This is a genomic window from Mesorhizobium sp. LMG17149 (genome assembly GCF_024518695.1).
GTDB lineage: Bacteria > Pseudomonadota > Alphaproteobacteria > Rhizobiales > Rhizobiaceae > Mesorhizobium.
This window is the reverse complement of record NZ_JANIFL010000008.1, coordinates 256,797-278,768: the sequence shown is the minus strand read 5'-3', so window position 1 is coordinate 278,768 and position 21,972 is coordinate 256,797. Positions and strand designations below refer to the sequence as shown.

19 protein-coding genes are annotated in these 21,972 nt (G+C 62.1%); 7 read left to right on the top strand and 12 right to left on the bottom strand.

Features of this window, described 5'->3' with window-relative positions; all coding sequences use genetic code 11:
- Position 1 precedes the first annotated feature (1 nt).
- Positions 2-205, bottom strand: a complete 204-nt coding sequence (locus NP945_RS20955; protein ID WP_127269630.1) for a NepR family anti-sigma factor — start codon at positions 203-205, stop codon at positions 2-4.
- A 217-nt stretch (positions 206-422) separates the two neighbouring features.
- Here NP945_RS20955 and NP945_RS20950 point away from each other — a divergent pair, with 217 nt between their 5' ends.
- The 6 genes from NP945_RS20950 (at position 423) to NP945_RS20925 (ending at position 3,958) form a co-directional block, all read left to right on the top strand.
- Positions 423-1,217: a response regulator gene (locus NP945_RS20950; RefSeq protein WP_023810997.1), complete on the top strand. Its 795-nt coding sequence runs from the start codon at positions 423-425 to the stop codon at positions 1,215-1,217.
- A 275-nt stretch (positions 1,218-1,492) separates the two neighbouring features.
- Complete coding sequence (locus tag NP945_RS20945; RefSeq protein WP_013529282.1) at positions 1,493-1,660, top strand: DUF1328 domain-containing protein; 168 nt, start codon at positions 1,493-1,495, stop codon at positions 1,658-1,660.
- Positions 1,661-1,838: 178 nt separating this feature from the next.
- The gene (locus tag NP945_RS20940; protein WP_164748875.1) at positions 1,839-2,870 is read left to right on the top strand and encodes a sensor histidine kinase; all 1,032 of its coding nucleotides are present in this window, start codon (positions 1,839-1,841) and stop codon (positions 2,868-2,870) included.
- Positions 2,867-3,181: a hypothetical protein gene (locus NP945_RS20935; protein ID WP_236383520.1), complete on the top strand. Its 315-nt coding sequence runs from the start codon at positions 2,867-2,869 to the stop codon at positions 3,179-3,181. The genes NP945_RS20940 and NP945_RS20935 overlap by 4 nt, the downstream gene beginning before the upstream one ends.
- Before the next feature lie 121 nt (positions 3,182-3,302).
- A complete protein-coding gene (locus NP945_RS20930; protein ID WP_127267715.1) occupies positions 3,303-3,629 on the top strand; it encodes a hypothetical protein in 327 nt (108 codons plus the stop codon).
- An 83-nt stretch (positions 3,630-3,712) separates the two neighbouring features.
- Positions 3,713-3,958, top strand: coding sequence for a YMGG-like glycine zipper-containing protein (locus NP945_RS20925; protein WP_023810994.1), 246 nt, complete (start codon positions 3,713-3,715; stop codon positions 3,956-3,958).
- A gap of 96 nt (positions 3,959-4,054) precedes the next feature.
- Here NP945_RS20925 and NP945_RS20920 read toward each other — a convergent pair whose 3' ends face one another.
- The 4 genes from NP945_RS20920 to xylF form a co-directional block, all read right to left on the bottom strand.
- Positions 4,055-5,683, bottom strand: coding sequence for a CHASE domain-containing protein (locus NP945_RS20920; RefSeq protein WP_256747407.1), 1,629 nt, complete (start codon positions 5,681-5,683; stop codon positions 4,055-4,057).
- Positions 5,684-5,810: 127 nt separating this feature from the next.
- Positions 5,811-6,611: an ATP-binding cassette domain-containing protein gene (locus NP945_RS20915; RefSeq protein ID WP_127267717.1), complete on the bottom strand. Its 801-nt coding sequence runs from the start codon at positions 6,609-6,611 to the stop codon at positions 5,811-5,813.
- 11 nt (positions 6,612-6,622) lie between these two features.
- Positions 6,623-7,975, bottom strand: a complete 1,353-nt coding sequence (locus NP945_RS20910) for a sugar ABC transporter permease (RefSeq protein WP_127267718.1) — start codon at positions 7,973-7,975, stop codon at positions 6,623-6,625.
- 142 nt (positions 7,976-8,117) lie between these two features.
- Entirely contained in the window at positions 8,118-9,158 is a 1,041-nt protein-coding gene (xylF, locus tag NP945_RS20905) for a D-xylose ABC transporter substrate-binding protein (protein ID WP_013529274.1), read from the bottom strand.
- A 270-nt stretch (positions 9,159-9,428) separates the two neighbouring features.
- On the opposite strand from xylF, the gene NP945_RS20900 reads away from it, so the two are divergent.
- Positions 9,429-10,676, top strand: a complete 1,248-nt coding sequence (locus NP945_RS20900; RefSeq protein WP_127267719.1) for an ROK family protein — start codon at positions 9,429-9,431, stop codon at positions 10,674-10,676.
- A gap of 16 nt (positions 10,677-10,692) precedes the next feature.
- Here the strand turns inward: NP945_RS20900 and phoB are convergent, their stop codons facing one another.
- The 7 genes from phoB to NP945_RS20865 all read right to left on the bottom strand — a co-directional run bounded on the left by phoB (position 10,693) and on the right by NP945_RS20865 (position 21,954).
- Positions 10,693-11,382 carry a phosphate regulon transcriptional regulator PhoB gene (gene phoB, locus NP945_RS20895; RefSeq protein ID WP_010911896.1) on the bottom strand — a complete coding sequence of 230 codons (690 nt, stop codon included), beginning with the start codon at positions 11,380-11,382 and terminating at the stop codon, positions 10,693-10,695.
- A 16-nt stretch (positions 11,383-11,398) separates the two neighbouring features.
- Complete coding sequence (gene phoU, locus NP945_RS20890; protein ID WP_127267720.1) at positions 11,399-12,106, bottom strand: phosphate signaling complex protein PhoU; 708 nt, start codon at positions 12,104-12,106, stop codon at positions 11,399-11,401.
- 26 nt (positions 12,107-12,132) lie between these two features.
- Complete coding sequence (gene pstB / locus NP945_RS20885) at positions 12,133-12,957, bottom strand: phosphate ABC transporter ATP-binding protein PstB (protein ID WP_127267721.1); 825 nt, start codon at positions 12,955-12,957, stop codon at positions 12,133-12,135.
- A 17-nt stretch (positions 12,958-12,974) separates the two neighbouring features.
- Positions 12,975-14,291, bottom strand: a complete 1,317-nt coding sequence (gene pstA / locus NP945_RS20880) for a phosphate ABC transporter permease PstA (RefSeq protein WP_127271981.1) — start codon at positions 14,289-14,291, stop codon at positions 12,975-12,977.
- Positions 14,288-15,754, bottom strand: a complete 1,467-nt coding sequence (pstC, locus tag NP945_RS20875) for a phosphate ABC transporter permease subunit PstC (protein ID WP_127271979.1) — start codon at positions 15,752-15,754, stop codon at positions 14,288-14,290. The genes pstA and pstC overlap by 4 nt, the downstream gene beginning before the upstream one ends.
- Before the next feature lie 96 nt (positions 15,755-15,850).
- Positions 15,851-16,879, bottom strand: a complete 1,029-nt coding sequence (locus NP945_RS20870; protein WP_127271977.1) for a PstS family phosphate ABC transporter substrate-binding protein — start codon at positions 16,877-16,879, stop codon at positions 15,851-15,853.
- 509 nt (positions 16,880-17,388) lie between these two features.
- Positions 17,389-21,954 (bottom strand): PAS domain-containing protein, encoded by a 4,566-nt coding sequence (locus NP945_RS20865; protein ID WP_256747406.1) that lies wholly within the window; start codon positions 21,952-21,954, stop codon positions 17,389-17,391.
- Between the last annotated feature and the right edge of the window lie 18 nt (positions 21,955-21,972).

The following is a 21,972-nucleotide window of genomic DNA, read 5'->3' as shown; positions in this document are numbered from 1 at the left end:
CTCAGTCCTTCTTCTGTGCGGGTTCAGCCCGTTCCAGCTGGCTAAGCAACTGGGAAAAGCGATCCGGCACATCGTCGGAGACCAGCGCGTCGTAATATTGTTTGAGTTTGCGTCCGATTTCGGAGTTCGGCCCAAGAGCATCACCAGAACCGTTCCGGCGCCTGCTCTCGGCGCCAGCCAGAATATCTTTCGTCATATCCTTCATTTTGCCCTTGTATTCCCAGCGCTCAAACCGCTCTTATCATACTCAACACAACGCAAGCGGCGCCCTCGTCTGGTTGCCCATCCCGACCCCAAACGCCCCTCCCCGGTATTTGTTCCGTCGAGGCGGAACTTTTTCTAAAAATCCGCGTTATCGTCAGGGCTTGCAGGTCAGCTTGACCTGCTACGCATTCACGTCATTCTGAGGGAGACGTCTTACCATGAGCTTATCCGCCACCATCGCACCACATCTGCCCTTCCTGCGCCGCTTCTCGCGGGCTGTTTCCGGGTCGCAAGAGAGTGGTGATGCGCTGGTAGCCGCGATGCTCGAGGCCATCATCGCCGATATCGAGATATTTCCCGAAGCATCGAGCGACCGCATCGCGCTGTACAAGGTTTTCGCCAAGCTGTTCACATCGGTCGCCATCCGCGTTCCACAGGAGCAGGCGCAATCGGCGTGGGAACAGCGCACCGCCGCCAATCTGAATGCGATCGCGCCGCGGCCCCGTCAGGCCTTCCTCCTCGTGGCTGTCGAAGGCTTCAGCGAGGACGAAGCGGCTGAGATCCTCGACGTCGGCGACCAGGAGTTTTCAGAGCTGCTTGCCCAGGCGAGCAACGAGATATCCCGCCAGGTGGCAACAGACGTTCTGATCATCGAGGATGAACCGCTGATCGCCATGGATATCGAAGAAATGGTAGAGAGCCTCGGGCACCGCGTCGTTGGAACGGCGCGCACCCATGCCGAGGCCGTGATGATGTTCGGCAAGACACGGCCGAAGATGGTGCTGGCCGACATCCAGCTTGCCGACGGCAGTTCCGGCATCGAGGCCGTGAACGAGATCCTGTCATCGACGTCGGTGCCGGTCATCTTCATCACCGCCTTCCCCGAGCGCCTGTTGACTGGTGAACGACCGGAACCAGCCTTCCTGGTCACCAAGCCGTTCAATCCCGACATGGTCAAGGCGCTGATCAGCCAGGCACTGTTTTTTGACCGCCAGGCGAAAGCAGCCGCATAGTCGCGAATTGAGGAGTGGAGGAATTGAGGAATTGAGGAATTGAAGGCGATAGCCTCGCTCGCCGATTTCTTCAGATCATCAAATCGTCAATTCATCAATTCCTCAATTCTTCAATTCTTCACTTCGGGCCGCCTGATCCACGCATCGGGCGGTGAGGGCGAATTTCCTGCGCGTCCGGCTGCCGAACGAATTGCAAGCTCGGTCTTTTTCGGCAAAGGGTGGGAACAAACCGCAACCACCCACGTTTTTATCGCATCATTCGAAGGAGATGCATCATGCTTTACTGGGCGCTCGTATTTCTCGTCGTTGCGATCATCGCCGGCGCGCTTGGTTTCGGCGGCATCGCCGGTACATCTGCCGGCATAGCGCAGATATTGTTTTTCATCTTCCTCGCTTTCCTGGTCATTTCGCTTCTTGCGGGCCTGTTCAAACGGGCTTCGTAAGGACGGACGGCCGAACACTGGAAGCCGCACCCCTCAAACGGTTTCCAGCCACCGCCGGGCGGTGTCCTTCAAAGGACGCCGTCCGGCGGACCGTTTTTTGGCGGCGGGTTCGGGAAACCTCTTTGGAACCCATTCACCGGTGAGCCGTTCAGCCTGAATTGGGTGGACAGTTTGGCCGATGGGTTCCAGGACCGGAAACAGGAAGGACGACGTGCAAAGCGATGAAGTCATCGCCCTCCATCCTGCCGAAAGCGGCATGCAGCTCGGCCGCGCCCTTCTTCACGCGTTGCACAATGCCGGCATTTCCGTTCTCTACCAGGATCGCGAGATGAAAACCGTATGGGCGCGCAACATGCGTGCGCCCTGGGTTTCGGACACCGCCGACAGCATCGGTATTCTGCCGGAGGCGCAGGCCGACCGCATCGGCGCGGCCAAGCGCGACGTCATTGCATCCGGCAACCCCCAACGTCTCGAGATCAGCGTTCCCGTCGAGGATGGCAGCCGCTGGTTTGAGGTCTGGATCGATGCCGACCACGGCGACGGCGGCACGGTGCAAGGCGTCGTCACCACGATGGTCGAGACGACCGAGCAGAAGCGCCGTGAGCAGACCCTGACGACGCTGTTGCGGGAGGTGAGCCATCGCTCGAAAAACCTGCTGGCGATCATCCAGAGCATAGCCACCCAGACCGGTCGCTACTCCGACAGCATCGGCGATTTCCTGACACGTTTTCGCGGCCGGCTGCAATCGCTGGCTTCCTCCCAGGATCTCGTGACCTCTTCCAACTGGCGGGGCGCCGCACTTCGCGAACTCGTATCGGGCCAGGTGGGCCGCTACGGCGGCGATCCGGTTCGCAGCCTGAGGTTTCAGGGGGCCAACCCCTATCTCAATCCCAACGCTGCCCTGCATATCGGCCTTGCGATGCATGAACTCGCCGTCAATTCGGTGAGCTATGGCGCCCTGTCGCGGCCCGATGGATTCGTCAATGTTACAGCCAACCTGACCGCAGCCGACACGGGAACCTCCCTGTCGTTGACATGGGCCGAGGCAATCGGAGCCAGTGATGTCAGGCGTAGCGAGAAGCGCTTCGGCAGCGTCGCACTCGAACGGGTCGTGCCGGCGTCACTGAACGGAACGGCGACGCTCGAAATCGCGGCTGGCCGTCTCGAGTACCGCCTTGTCGTTCCACACGGCAATTTCGAGACGGATTGAGCGACCCGAGCTTTCTTAACCAGCTGTTCACCATAAAAGCAGATGCTGTTTTTCCCAGATACCGCTGGAACCTGTTGCATCACCGAACATTTCCGCAGCAGGATTTGCAGCATGGTGCGGGAGGGAATGCCTTGACGGTTGCCGATATGAACAGACTGGAGCAGGCCGCCCGGATTTCCATGGGCGAGTTTGAGGACTCCGAGTCATCCGCGCCACCGCTGGCCCCTGTCCCCAACGGAGCCTTGCGCCTTGTTGCGTTGGCCTTGGTGGCGGTGATCGTGGTGGTCGCCCTGTACCAGCTGGTCTATTGAGGCCAGTTCGTTTCGGCCGGCGACAGAATCAATTGTCGCCGTCTTATTTCCCTGCCCGGCCCAGCGCGCCAGGAACTTTGGCTGATGTAGACCGTTACTATGGCGAGAGGACTTTCCCGCCATGGAACATATCGCTGCATTGCTGCTGGTCATCGGTTGCTCGAACACGATGGCCGACTGCCGTGAACTCCAGGTGCCCGTCAGCATTTTCGCGACCGCCGAGCAATGTGTGGCCGAGCGCCCATTCGTCTTGGGCGACGTGCAAGGGCAGGCTGATCACATCGTCGCCAAATGTCTTGCCGTCGATCCGGTGCTTGAAGACGACTATGATCAGATCGTCTGGAACGTGCGCGCCGATGGTACGCTTGACGCTTCTTTGGCAATTTCCAGCCTGGTAATGGCGTCGAACGCGGCAGGCCCAGAAAAAGACTATCTTCACCAACAATAGATTGCAGCAGCAAAGGCCGTCATTTCATGCTAAATGGCAGCTGGAGCTTTACCAAGTGAGGACAAAAAGTGAGGAGTGACTCTATGCGGAAGATGATTATTGCCCTGGTTGCGGTGGTTGCCGTCAGCGGCTGCACCTCGACCGAACAGGACGTGGTTGGCGGCGGCTTGATCGGCGCCGGTGTCGGCGGCTTGGTCGGCGGCGGCAAGGGCGCGCTGATCGGCGCGGCCGTTGGCGCCGGTTCCGGCCTGCTGGTGCGCAATCTGCGCAACGGCTATTGCCAATATCGCGATCATCGCGGCCGGATATACACGGCTCGCTGCAACTAATTCGGCGATAATCGAAACGTCGATCCGGAGGCTGGTCCGCTGGCCTTCGGATTTTTCATGTCCGGACGCTTGATCCTTTTCGGGTGAAGGTCGCGCTCAATTGGCGAGTGGAATTTTGATTTCCACGTTCAGCCCATTGGCCTGGTAGTCGCGCTTGATCGTACCGCGTAATTCGCGCGTCACGTTGAGATCGATCAGCTTGGTGCCGAAGCCGGTTTCGGCGGGAGCTTCGAGTTTCTTCTGCCCGTTTTCGCGCCAGTTGAGGGCCAGCGTCCTGTCGCGCCCACGCCCTTCCAGAGACCAATCCACTTTCAGTGCCCCCACGGAATTGCCGGCTTCGCCGTATTTCAGCGCATTCGTCGCCAGTTCGTGGAAGGTCAGGCCGAGCGCTTGCGTCGTGGTTTCGTCAAGCAGCACTTGCGGCCCTGACAGCAGCCCCTCGGGCAACTCCTTGCCGAACACCTGGCCGAGTTCGATGCGCAAGAGATCGCCAAGATCGGCCTTCTGCCAGCGAGAGCGCGTCAGCATGTCCTGGGACGCTGCCATCGCCTGCAGCCTGGCCGAGAAAGATGCGGAAAACTCGTTGACGTCGGTAGCCCGCGATGCCGTCTGGCGCGCGATCGCCAGCACCCTGGTGATCGAATTCTTGATGCGATGCTTCATCTCCTGCAGCATCAGGTCTTTTTCGATCAGGCTCTTTTCCGTGGTTTCGTGCAACCGCGACGCTGCCTCATAGGCCCGCTCCTGATATCGCGCCACCAGCGCGATGGCGCCCGCCAACAGCAGGCCGAATAGCCCCAGCATCACCGGAATGGCGCGCGACGACGGCTGCGAGAAGGCGCTTGTCGGCCGGAACAGGACAGTCCATGGCCGTCCGGCGACGATGATCTTTCGGGTGACCAGCAGCCTGTCCCCGAAAGTCGAAGCTGGCGGCGTCTCCGACCGGAACAGCAGATTGTCGCCGCTCACGGCACCATCGCCGTCATAGATTTCGGTGTTGACCGGCAGTAGCGGCGACCGGCTGAGCGCGGTCTGGAATAGATCGCGAGCCCGGAAGGCCGCATAGAGAAAACCTGATGTCGAGGATCTCGAAGCATTGATGACGTCGGGAGCGGTTTCGACATTGAGCCGCACGAAAACGAAGAAGCCGGTGAACGTCTGCGAGGCGCCCGTGTCCTGGCCCAGTTGCACCAACCCGCTGGCGTGCTGCTGGTCGTCGGACATCGCCTTTTCGATCGCCACACGCCGCATCGGTTCGCTGAACATGTCGTAGCCGATGGCGGCTTGGTTGGATAGATCCAGCGGTTCGAACAGCACGATAGGGGTACGCCAGGGTTGCGTGGTATCCGGGTAGATTGGATGACTGACGCCATAATCGTGCAGCATATCGCGTTCGACCGTCGCCTCGTCGCCCGTCTTTGCCAGCCTGAGGAAACCGATGCCGCGCAAGCCGGCGAAATTCTTGTCGACATCGAGCGCGTTGAAGAACGCCTTGAACTCATTGCGAGAAATATCGCCATTGCGGGCGTCGAACAGGGCCTGCGTCGAGCGCAGCAGCGACAGATGCAGGTCGATGCGGCTCTCGATCCGGTTGAGCGCGTCGTCGGCAGTCGCCTCGAACTTGATGCGCGCGGCTTCCTGTGTGGCGAAATAGGCGAAACCTGCCATCACCATGCTGATTAGTGCGACGGCGATAAAGGCGATGATCGGGAAAAGCTTCTTCAACGGATCGTGCGGTCCCTGAGCGATATCGGACCTTTATGGGCAAGTCGCCGTGCCAACACAATGCCAAGGCCAAGCCATCCTTACGGCTGGCATATCACGTGTCCGGCAACCGCGAGCTGGCTTGATCTCAGGCCGCGATCTTCAGCGCGCCCGGTCCTGGAATGGCGCCCGGCGGGCATTTGCCAAGAATGATCATCCCCAGCACCTCGTCCTGCGTGACATCGGTGGTGCGGGCGGTGCCAACGACCTGGCCGTTCTTCATGACGCAGACCCGGTCGGCAAGCTCGAACACATCGTGGATGTCGTGGCTGATCAGGAAGATGCCGATGCCATCGGACTTGAGCTGCTTGACCAGTTCGCCGACCTGCGCCGTTTCCTGCGGACCAAGCGCCGCCGTCGGCTCGTCCATGATCAGGATGCGGGCGTTGAACAGGATCGCACGCGCGATCGCCACCGATTGCCGCTGGCCACCCGACAGCTTGATCACCGGCTCCTTGAAGCGCTGGAAGCGGGGATTGAGCCGACCCATCACCTTGCGCGCCTCGGCCTCCATGGCAACGTCGTCGAGCGTGCCCCAGGCGGTCATCAGCTCGCGGCCGAGGAACAGATTGGCGGCGGCGTCGACATTGTCGGCCAACGCCAGCGTCTGGTAGATCGTCTCGATGCCGTATTTCTTGGCGTCGCGTGGATTGGAGATCGATGCCTCCTCGCCGTTGACGAAGATCTGGCCCGAATCGCGCTTGTAGGCGCCGGACAGGATCTTGATCAATGTCGACTTGCCGGCGCCATTGTGGCCGAGCAGCGCCACGACCTCGCCGGGGAAAAGATCGATCGAGGCGTCGTCGACGGCGCGGATGCCGCCAAACGCGATCGAGATGTTCCTCATGTCGATCAGCGCGGTGGCTGCAGGAGCAGTCTTGTCATTCATGGCATGCCCTCCTAGACGCGCTTGCGATAGACGGTGTCGAGCCACACGGCGATGACCAGTACGGCCCCGACGACGATGCTCTGCAGCGGCGAGTCGACGCCGAGCAGCACCATGCCGGACTGCAGCGACTGCATCAGCAGCGCGCCCAGCATGGCGCCGATGATCGTTCCCGATCCGCCGGCAAGCGACGTGCCGCCGATCACGGCGGCTGCAATGACGAGCAGTTCGTCGAGCGTTCCAAGCACGTTGGTGGCCGAATTCTGCCGGGCCGAGGAGATCGCCGCGGCAATCGTGGCCAGCACGCCCATGATCATGAACACCTTCATGGTGATCCATCGCGTGTTGATGCCGGCGAGATTGGCCGCCTCGGGATTGCCGCCGATGGCGAACACATAGCGGCCGAAACGGGTGCGGTTGGTGATGAAGGTCATGACCAGCCCGACGGCGACAGCCATCAGCACCGGTATGGCGATACCGTGGGCGATGAACAGGCCGCCTTCGGGAACGGTGATGTTGTTGGCGGCCGCATATCTGTTCACGATGCCGATCGGCCAGGGGTAGGAGTTGGCGAGCCAGACCGCACCCATGATGGCGCCGCAGGTGACGACTCCAAGCAGCGCCTCGGCCCAGATCGGACGTAGCGGAAACCGGAAACGCTTGCGCTGCACCCGCCCGTTGAAAAGCCCAAACACCACGGCGAGGCAGGCGACGATCCCAACGACCCAGCTCCAGGTCGCGCCGATCGATCCCGCCGGCCCACCGCCCATCAGCTGAAAAGTGGCGTTAAGCGGCGCCACGGTCTGGCCTGAAGTGACCCACCAGGCGGCACCGCGCCAGACCAGCAGGCCGCCCAGCGTCACGATAAAGGCGGGCACTTCGAGATAGGCGATGACGAAGCCTTGAAAAGCGCCGATCAACAGGCCGAGCGCCAGGCCGATGACCAGTGCCAGGACCCAGATCCACGGGTTGCCGAGTTCGAGCCCGACAAAGCGCACCAGGAAATGCACCTGGGCAAATCCCATCACCATGCCGATCAGGCCCTCGGCGGAACCGACCGACAGGTCGATGTTGCGCATGACGATGACCAGCACCATGCCGCAGGCCATGATGGCAACCGCGGATGTCTGCACCGACAGGTTCCACAGATTGCGCGGCGTGAGAAAGGTGCGGCTGTCGAAATCGAGCGGATTGACGCCAAGGCGCAGGCTGGAAATGACATGCAGCCCAATCCAGATGACCAGCAGCGCGCCGATCATGCCGAGCATGCGGGTGTCGATCTCGGTCGCCTTCAGGAACCGGGCGACGGCGCCGAGTTCCGACGCGCGCGCCGTATCGGTCTGCGGGTTTGACGTCGTATCGGTCATGGTTTCCTCCCACCGGCTGGCCGTCTGACACGCATGCCGGAGCCCAGCCTAGAAGCTATCCGCATGATGCGGAAACACAATTCTTTGAGAAAACGCCGCGGCTTTTGGGCCGCGGCGTTCAGATATTGCAAAGTGGTACGGATCAGTTGCAGGCCGCCACGGTGCCGGCGGCGACACCCGCGCAGACTTCGTCCTTCTTGATCCAGCCGGCGTCGATGACGACGTTGAGATTGTCCTTGGTGATGGCAACCGGGGTCAGGAACAGCGACTTGACGGTGTTGCCGCCCGGCGTCGTGAAGTCCTTGGCGCCGGCGATGTCGCTCGTCTTCTTGCCGTCGGCCAGTTGCGAGGCGATCTCGGCGGCATTCTTGCCGAGCTCCCGCGCGTCCTTCCACACCGACACGGTTTGCGTGCCGAGGGCGATGCGGTTCAGCGCGGCGTGGTCGCCGTCCTGACCCGAGACCGGCACGGTGCCGGCCAAGCCTTGAGCCGTCAGCGCCGCGACGACGCCACCGGCAGTGCCGTCATTGGCCGCGACCACCGCGTCGACCTTGTTGTCGTTGGCGGTCAGGAACTGCTCCATGTTCTTCTGGGCGTTGGCGGGCAGCCAGCCATCCGTGTAGGCTTCGCCAACATTCTTGATCTTGCCGCTGTCGATGGCTTCCTTGAGCACTTCCATCGAGCCCGAGAACAGGAAGTCGGCATTGGGATCGGCACCGGAGCCCTTGATGAAGACGTAGTTGCCTTCCGGCTTGACCTTGAACACTTCGCGGGCCTGCATGCGGCCGACTTCCTTGTTGTCGAAGGTCAGATAGAAGACGTCCTTGTTCTCGATCAGCCGGTCATAGCCGACGACCGGAATGCCCTCGTCCAGCGCCTTCTGCACCGCCGGGCCGATGGCCGACGCATCCTGCGCCAGGATGATCAGTGAATTGGCGCCCTGCGAGATCAGGCTTTCGACATCGGTAAGCTGCTTGCCGGGATTGGACTGCGCATCGGCGGAGATGTACTTGTCGCCGGCGGCCTCGATCGCCGTCTTCATGGCGGCCTCGTCGGTCTTCCAGCGTTCTTCCTGGAAGTTGGACCACGAAACGCCGACAACCTTGTCCTTCGCCTGCGCGACAGACGCGAGCGTCAGCGACATGGCGGCACCCGCCAGGATGGCGGCCGTGAATCTTTTCATATTATCCTCCCTGCGCCGCGTATGGCGCGACCAAACTGACCCGAGGGCCGGCACAAAGGCTCTATTTTTTCGAGCCTCGAAAAAATACTGGGCCAACGCCCGAACGCTGTCAACATCGATTCTGATGGATTTTGATGTCATTTCGAGGTTTTTTCGAGTCTCGGAATAAATAAATGACACGGCCTGCAGCTTCTGCCAGTATTTACCGGCGTCACCGACAGCGTTCCAGGGGCAGGAGGAACCGCGGCGACCGGGAGGATATGAAAGAACATGTCGGTCGGAATCCGCCACGACGATCTGCGCCGCCGCAACCGCGCCATGGTGATCGCGGCAGTGCGCCGCGCCGGACAGCCGTCGCGAACCGAGATCGCCGCGACCACAAGCCTCAGCCATTCGACCATCTCGGCGATTTCATCCGACCTGATCGTCGAAGGCATCCTGACCGAAAGCAAGCCGAGCGAGGCCGGCTCGCTCAAACGCGGCCGGCCGCAGGTCGGCCTCAGTCTCAATCCGGAAGCGGCCGCGGTAATGACCGTGGTGCTGTCGCTGAACTTCCTCTCCGTCGCCGTCATCGACTATGCCGGCCAGGTAATATCCGAGGAACAGCGCCGGCTGGACACGCTGACGATGTCGCGCGAGTCGCTGATCGGGGAATGCACGGCCATCGTGCGGCGCCGCCTGGCAGATCCCGACCTGGACGTGCGCAGCATCGCCCGCATCGCGCTGGCCATCCAGGGCATCACCGACACCCGTGCCCGCGCCATGCTGTGGTCGCCGATCACGCCGCACACCGACATCGCCTTCGCTGACATATTCGAAGACGAGTTCGGCATCCCCGCCATAATGGAGAACGACTGCAACATGATGGCGGTGGCGCTGCGCTGGCGCGACCCCGATCGTTACCGCGACGATTTCATCGCTATCCTTTTGTCGCACGGCATCGGCATGGGACTGGTGCTGAAGGGCGAATTGTTCACCGGCACCCATTCTTCGGGCGGCGAATTCGGCCACATGATCCATCGGCCGAACGGCGCGCTATGTCGCTGCGGACGGCGCGGCTGCGTCGAAGCCTATGCGGGCAATTACGCCATATGGCGCAACGCCAGGCAGATGGGCGAGGATGCAGAACCCGTTGCCGATGTCAGCGACGCCGACATGCGCGCCCTGGCTGCCGCGGCCCGCGAAGGTGACGGACCCGAACGGGAAGCCTATCGCAAGGCCGGCGAAGCGCTCGGCTACGGCCTCGGCAGCCTGTTCGCGCTGATCGATCCGGCGCCGGTCGCCATGGTCGGTGTCAGCGCCGCCGCCTTCGACCTGATCGAGCCGGCATTGCGGCAAGCGATTGCCCAGACCGCCGGCGGCCAGCATTCCAAATCGATTTCCTTCGACACCGAGCCGAACGAACTGCCGCTGATCCGCGAAGGCTGCGCCATGCGGGCGCTGATCTTCGTCGATCAGGAGATTTTTGCGCCGGGCGTGCAGGCGAGATCCGGTTTCGGCGGCAAGAACGTGGCGTGAGTTCAAACGAGGGAGTTCAGTCCTCTCGGATGGCGTATCCGGCCCCACGGATCGTGCGGATGACATCAGGCATACGGCCATTGTTGACCGCCTTGCGCAGCCGGCCGACATGCACGTCGACCGTGCGCTCATCGATGTAGATCGTCTCGCCCCAGACATTGTCGAGCAGCTGGCTGCGCGAGAACACGCGGCCTGGATGGCGCATCATGAATTCGAGCAGGCGGAATTCCGTCGGCCCAAGCCGGATCTCGCTCTTCTTGCGATAGACACGGTGCGACTCGCGATCGAGCACGATATCGCCGACCTTGAGCACGCTGGACAGCACTTCCGGCTTGGCCCGGCGCAGCAGCGCCTTGACCCTGGCCATGAACTCCGGCGTCGAGAAGGGCTTGACCAGATAGTCGTCGGCGCCGGTCGACAGGCCGCGCACGCGGTCGCTTTCCTCGCCTCGCGCGGTCAGCATGATGATCGGCAGCCGCTCGGTCTCGGGACGCATTCGCAGGCGCCGGCAGAGTTCGATGCCCGAAACCGCAGGCACCATCCAGTCGAGCACCAGAAGATCGGGAACGTTCTCCTGCAGCCGGATTTCGGCCTCATCGCCGCGCGTCACGACCTCGACCTGGTAACCTTCGGATTCAAGATTGTAGCGGAGCAGCACGCCTAGCGGCTCCTCATCCTCCACCACCATGATGCGTGGTGCGATCATCGGCTGGTCACCCCTGTTATGCCGCTGGCGCGGACATTGCCGTCTCGTCCTGCTTCGGACGATTGGCTGGCAGCTGCGTGCCGGTCAAAACATAGTAGGCATTTTCGGCGATGTTGGTCACGTGGTCGCCGATCCGCTCGAGGTTCTTGGCGCAAAACAACAGGTGCGTGCACGCCGTGATGTTGCGGGGATCTTCCATCATGTAGGTCAGCAGCTCGCGGAACACCGAGGTGTATTTGACGTCGATGCGTTCATCATTGTTTCTGAGCGTGGCAAGCGCTGCCGCGTCAGCGGCGGCATACTCGTCGACGACCCCCTGCACCTGGATCAGCACCAGCTGCGCCATCGCGTCGATCGAATGCGAAAGATCGTGCGGCGTGACGCTCAGCCCGACAGTGCCGACGCGCTTGGCGATGTTCTTGGCAAGGTCGCCGATGCGCTCGAGGTCGCCGGCCATGCGGATCGAACCGACCACCGCACGCAGATCGTTGGCCATTGGCTGGCGCTTGGCGATCAGCGTGATGGCGCGATCGTCCAGCTCGCGCTGGCGGGCATCCATGATGGCATCGTCGGAAACCACGCGCTGCGCCAGCGCATTGTCCGAATTGAGCAAAGCCTTGGTCGAGCCACTGACCATCGAGCGGGCGAGATCGCCCATGTCGCGGATCAGCTGGCTGATCTGCTCCAGATCCTCATCGAAAGATGCAACGGTATGTTCACCCATGATCTTCGTCCCTCATATGCCTGAGCTCAGCCGAACCGGCCGGTGATGTAGTCCTGGGTGCGTTTGTCGTCGGGGGTGGTGAACATCTTGTCGGTGGCGCCCTCCTCGACCAGATAGCCTAGATGGAACATCGCGGTGCGCTGCGACACGCGCGCGGCCTGCTGCATCGAATGGGTGACGATGACGATCGTATAGTTCTGGCGCAGTTCGTCGATCAGTTCCTCGACGCGAGCAGTGGCGATCGGGTCGAGCGCCGAACACGGTTCGTCCATCAGGATCACCTCGGGTGACACGGCGATGGCGCGTGCAATGCACAGACGCTGCTGCTGGCCACCGGAAAGACCCGTGCCAGGTTCCTGCAAACGGTCCTTCACCTCGTTCCAGATCGCCGCCTTCTTCAAGCTCGACTCGACGATCTGATCCATGTCGGCCTTGCGCTTGGCCAATCCGTGGATGCGCGGGCCATAGGCGACGTTCTCGTAGATCGACTTGGGGAACGGATTGGGTTTCTGAAACACCATGCCGACGCGCGCCCTGAGTTCGACGACATCGATGTTCTTGTCGTAGATGTCTTCTTCGTCGAGCGTTATCTTGCCGGTTACCCGCGCGGAATCGATGGTGTCGTTCATGCGGTTGAGGCAACGCAGGAAGGTCGACTTGCCGCAGCCGGAGGGGCCGATCAGCGCCGTCACCTGATTCAGGCGGACGTCGAGATTGACATCGAACAGCGCCTGCTTCTCGCCATAGAACACGCCGACCTTGTCGCCGCGCATTTTGATCACTTCGTTCGACTTGGCGTTCATCTTATCGCCCACTGCATTTTCAAGGGACTGTTCGGTCATGATGTTCATACCAAAATGCCTTTTTTCTACCAGCGCCGCTCGAACCGACGCCGAAGCACGATCGCGGTGATGTTCATGGCCATGAGGAAGACGAGCAGGATGATGATCGCGCCCGACATGCGCTCGACGAAGGCGCGCTCGGCCTCGTTCGCCCACATATAGATCTGCACCGGCAGCGCGGTGGCCGGATCGAAAGGCGTCGTCGGTGGATCGGCGACGAAGGCGACCATGCCGATTAGCAGCAGGGGCGCGGTTTCACCGAGCGCACGCGCTAGACCGATGATGGTGCCGGTGAGGATGCCGGGTGCGGCAAGCGGCAGGATGTGCTGGAACACCATCTGCATCTTGGAGGCGCCAAGACCGAGAGCCGCCGAGCGGATCGACGGCGGCACCGCGGCAAGTGCAGCGCGCGTCGCGATGATGATCGTCGGCAGCGTCATCAGTGTCAGCACCAGGCCGCCGACGAAAGCGGCGGAGCGCGGCATGCCCAGGAAATTGATGAACACCGCGAGGCCGAGCAAGCCGAAGACGATTGACGGCACCGCTGCCAGATTGTTGATGTTGACCTCGATAAGGTCGGTGAAACGGTTCTTCTTGGCGAACTCCTCCAGATAGATGGAGGCGGCGACGCCGATCGGCAGCGCCAGGAGCAACACGATCACCATCATATAAAACGAGCCGATGATCGCCACGCCCATGCCCGAGGTTTCCGGGCGGCTGGAGGCGCCGTAGGTGAACAGGCCGCTGTTGAAGTGCTCGGCCATCGCGCCCTCGGCCTTGAGCTTGTTCATCCAGGTGATCTGCTGGTCCGAGACCTTGCGTCGCGCTTCCTCGACACTGAGGTCGATCTGGCCCTTGAAAGCCGAGTCGAGATTGGCGGCGGCGAGGATGTTGACGTTGCGTGTCGTGCCGATCACGGACGGATCGGCGGCAACGATGTCGCGCAACTGGACGCGGGCGCCTTCCGACAGGAAGCCCTTGAGCTTCTGGATCATCGGCTTGTCATCAGGAGAGATGCCGAGCTTGGCCACAAGCGCGTTTTCGGCAAGCTTGGGATAATTTGCCTTGATCAGAACGCTCGGATCGGTTGCACGCTTGCCGGAAGGATCGATCACCTTCTCGTCGAACGAGATCGGCAGTGATACCGTCGTCTGCCAGAAGGCGGTGTAGCCTTTCGAGACGATGGTGATCAGCATGATTGCCAGGAACGCCAGGCCTACGGAAATCGCCACGACGCCATAGAAGCGGAAACGGCGTTCGGCGGCGTAACGGGCCTTCAGGCCGATGTCGCGGCGCGGATGGGCCGCCGCCCTGACCATCGTATCCATGGAAATGTCGGTCATTCGTACTGCTCCCGATATTTGCGCACGATGTAGAGCGCGACGATGTTCATCACCAACGTCAGCGCGAACAGCGTCAGGCCGAGCGCGAAGGCGACCAGCGTCTGCGGCGAATTGAACTCGAGGTCGCCGGTGAGCTGGTTGACGATCTTGACGGTGATGGTCGTCATTGCCTCGAACGGGTTGATGGTAAGGTTGGCGGCGACGCCCGCCGCCAGCACGACAATCATCGTTTCGCCGATGGCGCGCGAGGCGGTCAGCAGGATGGCGCCGACGATGCCGGGTAGTGCAGCCGGCAGGATCACCCGCTTGATCGTCTCGGAGCGGGTCGCGCCGAGGCCAAGCGACCCGTCGCGCATGGCGCGCGGCACCGCGGTTATGATGTCGTCCGAGAGAGAGGACACGACCGGGATCAGCATGACGCCCATGACCAGGCCGGCGGTGAAGATGCTCTGGCCCTGGATGAAGGGCGAACCGCCGGTCAGCGCCGCGGACAGGTCGCGCAGGAACGGCCCAAGCGTGACGACGGCGAAGATGCCGTAGACGATGGTTGGTATGCCGGCCAGAAGTTCAAGCGCCGGCTTGACCACCGAGCGCACCTTGGGCGTTGCGTATTCGGCCATGTAGACAGCCGACATCAGCCCGACCGGCACCGCAACCAGCAGCGCGACGGCGGCGATGTAGAGCGTGCCCGCAAGAAGCGGGATCAGGCCGAACTGACCCTGGCTGCCGCCCGAACCGGCAGCGGCAAAACGCGGATCCCAGACGGTGCCGAAGAAGAAACTCATCGGCGAGACGCTTTCGAAAAAGGTGATCGTCTGGAACAGCATCGAAAGCACGATGCCGATGGTGGTCAGGATGGCGATGGTGGAGGCGGCAAGCAGCCCCCACAGCATCAGCCTCTCGACATTGTTGCGGGCCCTGGCGCGCGGCTCGATCTGCCTGAGCGCATAGAAGGCGCCGGCGATCGAGGAAACGAGAATGACAATGGCGCCGAACAGGCCGAGCCGGTCCTGGACCTTGTTCGCCTCGACGGCGATCGGGATCATGTAATCCTGCGTGTCGCTCGCCAGTGCCACACCCTTGGCGGCGAGCAGCGGCTGCAGCTCGGCAAAGCTGGCAGGCATTGCGGCCAGTGTGCCTGCATCGAGTTTGCGCAGGCCCCTGGCGAGGCTCTTTACGAGGCTGACATCCAGTGCCTCACTGGCAACCTTGCTGTCGACGGTGCGCTCGGGCAAGGCAGTGTGAATGTGTCGGTCAAGATAGACGGAAGACCCGACGGTCCAGACGGCAAGCAGCAAAAGAGCAGGCAGAACGGCGAGCAGGAAGGCCCACCAGCCATGATAGTGGGCGCGCGAATGCGGCTTGACCTTGCCATTGTCCTGGGCCGCGGCACGTTGCCGACCGATGAAAAAGGCAACCAGGCCGACGGCAACGACGATGGCCAGTACGAGCAAGGACGACATGGACCCACCCCAAGAGAAATTCTTACGCAGCCGCCATTGCGGCCTGCGATGAAACCGGGGCGCGGGATTTGGCCCGCACCCCGGTTCGGCAGCTGATTACATCGACTTTCCGGCGGCGAAAGCGTCACGCTGGGCCTGACGCTCGGCATCCGGAGCAGCAACGAGGCCGTATTCGGCGAGCGGGCTTTCCGGGCCAACCATCTGGTCGTCAAGGAAGAACTCGACATATTCCTTGAGGCCGGGAACGACGCCCAGATGCGCCTTCTTGACGTAGAAGAACAGCGGGCGCGAGACGGGATACTTGCCGCTGGCGATCGTCTCGGTCGAAGGCACGACGTCTTCCACGGTGGCGACCTTCAGCTTGTCGGCATTGTTCTCATAGAAGGCGAGGCCAAACACGCCGACGCCGGTCTTGTTGGAGTCGATGCGGGCGAGCGTCTCGGTATAGTCGCCATCAATGTCGACGGCCTTGCCGTCCTTGCGGATGGCGATGCAGGTTTTGCCGATTTCCTTGTCGTCGGCAATGCCGGCGGCCTTGAGAGCAGCCTTGTCACAGCCGGCATCGAGAAGCTTGGTCTCGAACACTTCGCGCGTGCCATGCTTTTCGCCCGGAATGTAGGCGGCGATGTCCCAGTCGGGCAGCTTCGGATTGACCTGGCTCCACTTGGTGTTCGGATTGTCGACGAGCTTGCCGTCGACGACCAGCTTGGCCGCGAGCGCCTTGTAGATGTCGGCGGGAACCAGCGCCCAATCCGGGCCCTTGATGTCGGTGGCGAAGACGATGCCGTCATAGCCGATCCGGACTTCCTGGACTTCCTTCACGCCGGCGTCGGCGCAGGACTTGAGTTCGTCCGCCTTGATCGGACGCGACGAGTTGGCGATGTCGATCGTATCTTCGCCGACGCCCTTGCAGAATTCCTTGATGCCCGCGCCGCTGCCGCCGGATTCGACGACCGGGGTCTTGAAGTTGGTGAATGTTTCGCCGAACTGCTCGGCGACGATCTTGGCATAAGGTAACACTGTCGATGATCCGGCGACCTGGATCTGGTCGCGCGCGGCGGCGAAGCCGGACGTCGCGGCGAGCGCAAGCGCAGCGGCCGACGCCGTATAGAGGAATTTCTTCATGTGGCCTGCTCCTGTTCGGAAGATGGTCTCTCGGCGCTCGTCAGTCGGCGCCCGCTGAGGCCAATAGCCTTCGATTATAACAGTCGCATGACAGTTTGATGTCACCCCGGTAACGCGTCATCGGGATGAGCAGAATGCCGCCTGGCCGGCACTCCCGACGCAGCCCCGCTTTGTCACCGGAATCAGGGACTTGCTCGATTCGGTCGAGGCTGGCCGGCGATTTGGGGATCAGCCGGCCTTTATGAAGAAAAGCCGGACGGGAGCGCGTTGCTCTCAGCCAGACGGTGTCGTGGCCGGGCCATCGCCGAAAACAGGTCCGTTGGGGTAGGTTGACGCTGTCTCATGCCGGCGGTCGCTGCTCCCGCCCGTAACTGGGAAGAGCGGAATTCGAATGTCGCCATTGTCTCGGCTGGATGCCGCCTTTCATATGGTGCGATCGCACCATAGTCTTGGCCGCTGACAGGGGCGCGAATCTTCGCCGTATTCCCGGTACTCGGGCAGAGCCGGCCTTACCCGGCGTTGCGCTGCGCCTGCCGGCTGGCGCCGACCCAGCGCTCGACCTTCTCGAGCAACGCCCGGGGACTGATCGGCTTGGGCAGATAGTCGTCCATGCCTGCCTCCAGGCAGCGCTCGCGGTCGCCCTTCAGCGCATGCGCGGTGACGCCGATGATCGGCACATGCGTGCCGGTTTCTTCCTCCAGCCGGCGAATGGCGGCGGTTGCTTCGAGACCGTTCATCTCCGGCATGGAGACATCCATCAGGATCATGCACGGGTTCAGCCGGCCGAAGGCGTCGAGCGCCTTGCGGCCATTGCCGACGATCTCGAAACCATAACCGGTCTCGCCGAGGATCTGGGTGAACACCATCTGGTTCACCTCATTGTCCTCGGCCACCAGGATATCCAGTCTGTCGCCGCCAGCCGCCACCGGTGGCCGGGGGCGAATCGAAGGCGGCTGCAGCAGCGCCCGCTGTTCGGACGGTGCCGAGGGCTGCGGCCGCATCACATAACCCGCAGCGACGTCGGCTGCGAGCGGCTGTGCGTCGCTGCCGCTCGTGTTGTGGCGATGCCGCTGGATGGTGGCGACCAGCGTTTCCAGCAGCACCGAGGAGCGCGCCGGCTTGATCAGCTGGGCATCGATGCCAAGATCGCGATAGCTGGTGTTGGCGAGCGACTGGTCGACCGAGGTCAGCATGATGATCGGCGTGCCGGCAAGGCCGGCGGTGCTGCGCACGATCCGCGCCATTTCGGCGCCGCTCATTCCAGGCATCTGGTAGTCGAGCACGACGCAATCGACCGGGACACCATAGGCAGCGGCGGCGATCAGTACCTTGAGGCCTTCGGCGCCGCTTTCGGCCGCGCAGGAATCGAACGTCCACGATGTCATCTGTTCGGTCAGGATGGCCCGATTGACGGCATTGTCGTCGACAATCAGCACACGCGCACCGGTCACGTCGATCGGCATGATGCGCTGTCCGTTCTGCTGTCCGGCCCTCGGCAGCGTCACCGAGAACCAGAAAGTCGAGCCCTTGCCTTCCGCACTTTCGACCCCGATGTCGCCGCCCATCAGCTCGACGAGCCGCGAGGTGATGGCAAGACCGAGGCCGGTTCCCTCATGCCGCCTCGTCGAAGAGGTGTCGACCTGGCTGAATTTCTCGAACACCAGTTTCAGTTTTTCCTCGGGGATACCGATACCGGTATCGGTGACCGAGATCGTCAGCTTCGTTCCGGTTGGAACCCTCTCGCCGGTGACGTCGACCAGCACATGGCCTTCATCGGTGAATTTCACCGCGTTGCCGAGCAGGTTGGTGACGATCTGTCTGATACGGCCGACATCGCCGACGAACAGGCTCTCGAGCCGAGGTTCGACACGCACGATCAGCTCGAGGTCTTTTTCCTTGGCTCGTGTCGACACCAGTGTCGCCACATCCTCGATCGCCTCGGCCAGATTGAAGGGCGCCGGATCGAGCACCAGCTGACCGGCATCGATCTTGGAGAAGTCCAGTATGTCGTTGATGATGGTGAGCAGCGCATTGCCCGATTTCACGATGATGTCGGTAAACGTCTTCTGTTTCGGGTCGAGGTCCGATTTGGCCAGCAGCTCGGCCATGCCGAGCACGCCGTTCATCGGCGTGCGGATCTCATGGCTCATATTGGCGAGGAATTCCGACTTGGCGCGGTCTGCGAGCACGGCGCGCTGACGCGCTTCGCGCAGTTCGGCCTCTCGCATCTTCAGCTCGGTGATGTCGGTGGTCGAGCCGATCAAATAGAGCGAGCCGTCGGAGGCGATCATCGCGCCCTTGCGGGCGAATTGATGCCTGACGCTGCCGTCGGCCAACGTCACCGTCTCTTCGACCTCCTGGGTTTCGCCGGTGCGCAGCACGGCGAGGTCGCCATTGACGAAAGCCTCGCCATCCGGCCCGAAAATCTCGATGTCGGTCTTGCCGATAGCCTCTTCCTTGCGGAAGCCCGTGAGATCGCACCAGCCCTTGTTGACATAGAACTGCCGGAGATCGGAGCGCTTGGCGTAGATCGATACCGGCACGTTGTCGATCAGGCTGCGGAACACCTCGTTCTCGCGCATGCTCTCTTCCAGCGCACGCTCGCGCGCCTTGACGTCGGTGATGTCGGTGCTCGAACCGACCAGATGCACCGACCCGTCCAGCGTCACCAGGCGGCTCTTGCGCGTCATCAACTGCCGAACCGTGCCGTCGCGATGGGTGACGGGTTCCTCGACCTCCCTGACGGCGCCCGTCACGGCGACTTGCGTGTCGTCATGGCTGTAGCCATCGGCGTCCTGCGCACCGAACAACTGCCGGTCGGTGCGGCCGATGACATCCTCCTTGGCCAAGCCGGTGATCGCGCACCAGGCCTTGTTGACGAATTCTATGCTCAGGTCCTGCGCCTTGATGAAGGCGGCCACCGGCAACTCGTCCATCACGTGCCGGAACAGGTCGATCTGGCGCATCGAATCGCGCAATGCCGCCTCGCGGCTCTTGATCTCGGAGATGTCAACGCGAACACCGATGAAGGTGCCATCATCGGTCCGCATGTCGTAGACCTGGTACCAGCGGCCGTCGGGGTTATGACGCTCGTAGCAGGAATTGGGCAAGCGGTAGCGGGCGAGGATCGCATCCAGCCAGCGGTCATGGTCGCTGTCGTAGAGCTGGTCGACTTGTGGATCGCCGCTGTCGCGGAAATAGCCGTTCGCATGGCCCAGAACGAGTGCCTCGCGGAATGTGCAGCCGGGCTGCCATGCCGGCTTCAAGGCCGGCAGCGTATCCTGGATCTTGCGGTTGGCGAAAACGAACCTGTCGTCGCGATCGTAGATGATCACGGCGGCCGGCAAGGATTCCAGCACGCTGGCGAGATGCTTGCGCGCATCCTGCGCTTCCGTCTCGCGGCGCTTCATTTCGGAAATATCGAACAGGAAGCCGGCAACATAGTTGCGGCCGCTGGCCATGCCGACGCGGCTCTTCCTGACGATACGCGATCGGCTGGCGCCATCGACCTCGAAATTCTCTTCCACTTCGTACGGCCGCCCGGTCGCAAGGACCTCACCTTCGCTCTGCTCGAAAAGCGCGACAGCGTTCGCCGGGAGGAAATCGCCGCCAGGTTTGCCGAGCATGGCTTGCGGCGTCTGGCCAAACAGGGCCGCGAACGCCTCGTTGACGAAGACGAAGCGCAGATGGTCGTCCTTGACGAAGATCGGATCCTTGACGGCGTTGATCACCGCCTCCGCCAGCCGCGCTTTCTCCAGCGCGTCGGCAAGTTCGGCCTCCCGGTTCTTCATGTCGGTGACGTCGACATAGGAGATCAGCCGCTTGCCGCCGGCCAGCGGCGCCATCGACGATATCAGCGTGCGGCCGTCATTGCGCGGGAACTGCCGCGCCGCGGCGATCCCGGCCCTGATTTCCGCCTCGCGCTCGGCGATATGCCGCTGCCATGATGCATCGTCGGCACCAAACGGATCGATGTCGCGGCTGGCGTCCATCAGATCGCGGAAGCTGCAGCCGATCTCGGCGCGCCGGGCGTCGATCTGCCAGAAATCATAGAAAGCACGGTTGATGATCTCGGTGCGCATATCGGCGTCGAGGACGAGGACACCGATCGGCATCTGGTCGACCATGGTGCGGAGACTGGCGAAGGTCTCGGCGATCTTGGCGTTCGCGCTTTTGATCTCCGCATCGCGTTGCTTGATCTCGGTGACCTCATAATAGGTCAACAGCCGCTTGCCGCCTGACAGCGCCGTCACCGAGAACATCATCGTCCTGCCGTTGGCATGGACAAATTCGTGCGGCGCGACGGATCCGGCGCGAATCTCCTCGAGACGAGCGGCAAGGTAGCGCTGCCATTGCCGTTCGTCGATGTCGCCATAGATGCCGCTGCGGCGGTTGAGCTCCATCAACAGGCTGAACGGAGCGCCGACGCCGACAGCGCCGTCCGGAATCCTCGAGAGGTCGCGATAGGCCTTGTTGACGATCAGCGTGTCGAGCCTGGCGTCGAGGAGCACGACGCCCATGTGCATGGCGTCCATCGTCCGCTCGAGGTCGGCCAGATGCTGGTCGGGCTCGCCGTCGGCCGATGGTTCCGGCCCCGGACCTTTGAAGACGCCGGCCAATGCCGTGACGTTGCGGCCGATTCCGCGATAGCCGGCAAATCTTCCTTCGTCGTCGAACTTCGGAAAGCCTGATGTCAAGACCCAGCGACAGTCGGCGCTGCCACCCTTGAGTTCGTAGACGAAGTCGCGAAAAGGCCGGTGCGCCTGCAGATCCTCCAAATGCGCGGCGCCACTGCGATCGCCGTTCAGGACCTGATTGAGGAAGTCGAAGCGGAACCGGCCAAGCACGTTTGCCGGATCGATGCCGGTGGCTGCCTGGTAATTTTGCGAGAGCCAGGAGAAGCGCAGTTCGGCGTCGGTCTCCCAGACCCAGTCGGAACCGGCTTCGACGAGTTGGCGAAGCGCATCGTTCGAATCCATGCAAGAGGCGGACGATGATGCATCATCGCCATGCGCTGTGGATCTGCGAGGCGCGCGCTTGCCGCGCGCGCTGATTGTTTCGTTCGCTTCCGCCATGCCGTCCCCACCCCGAAA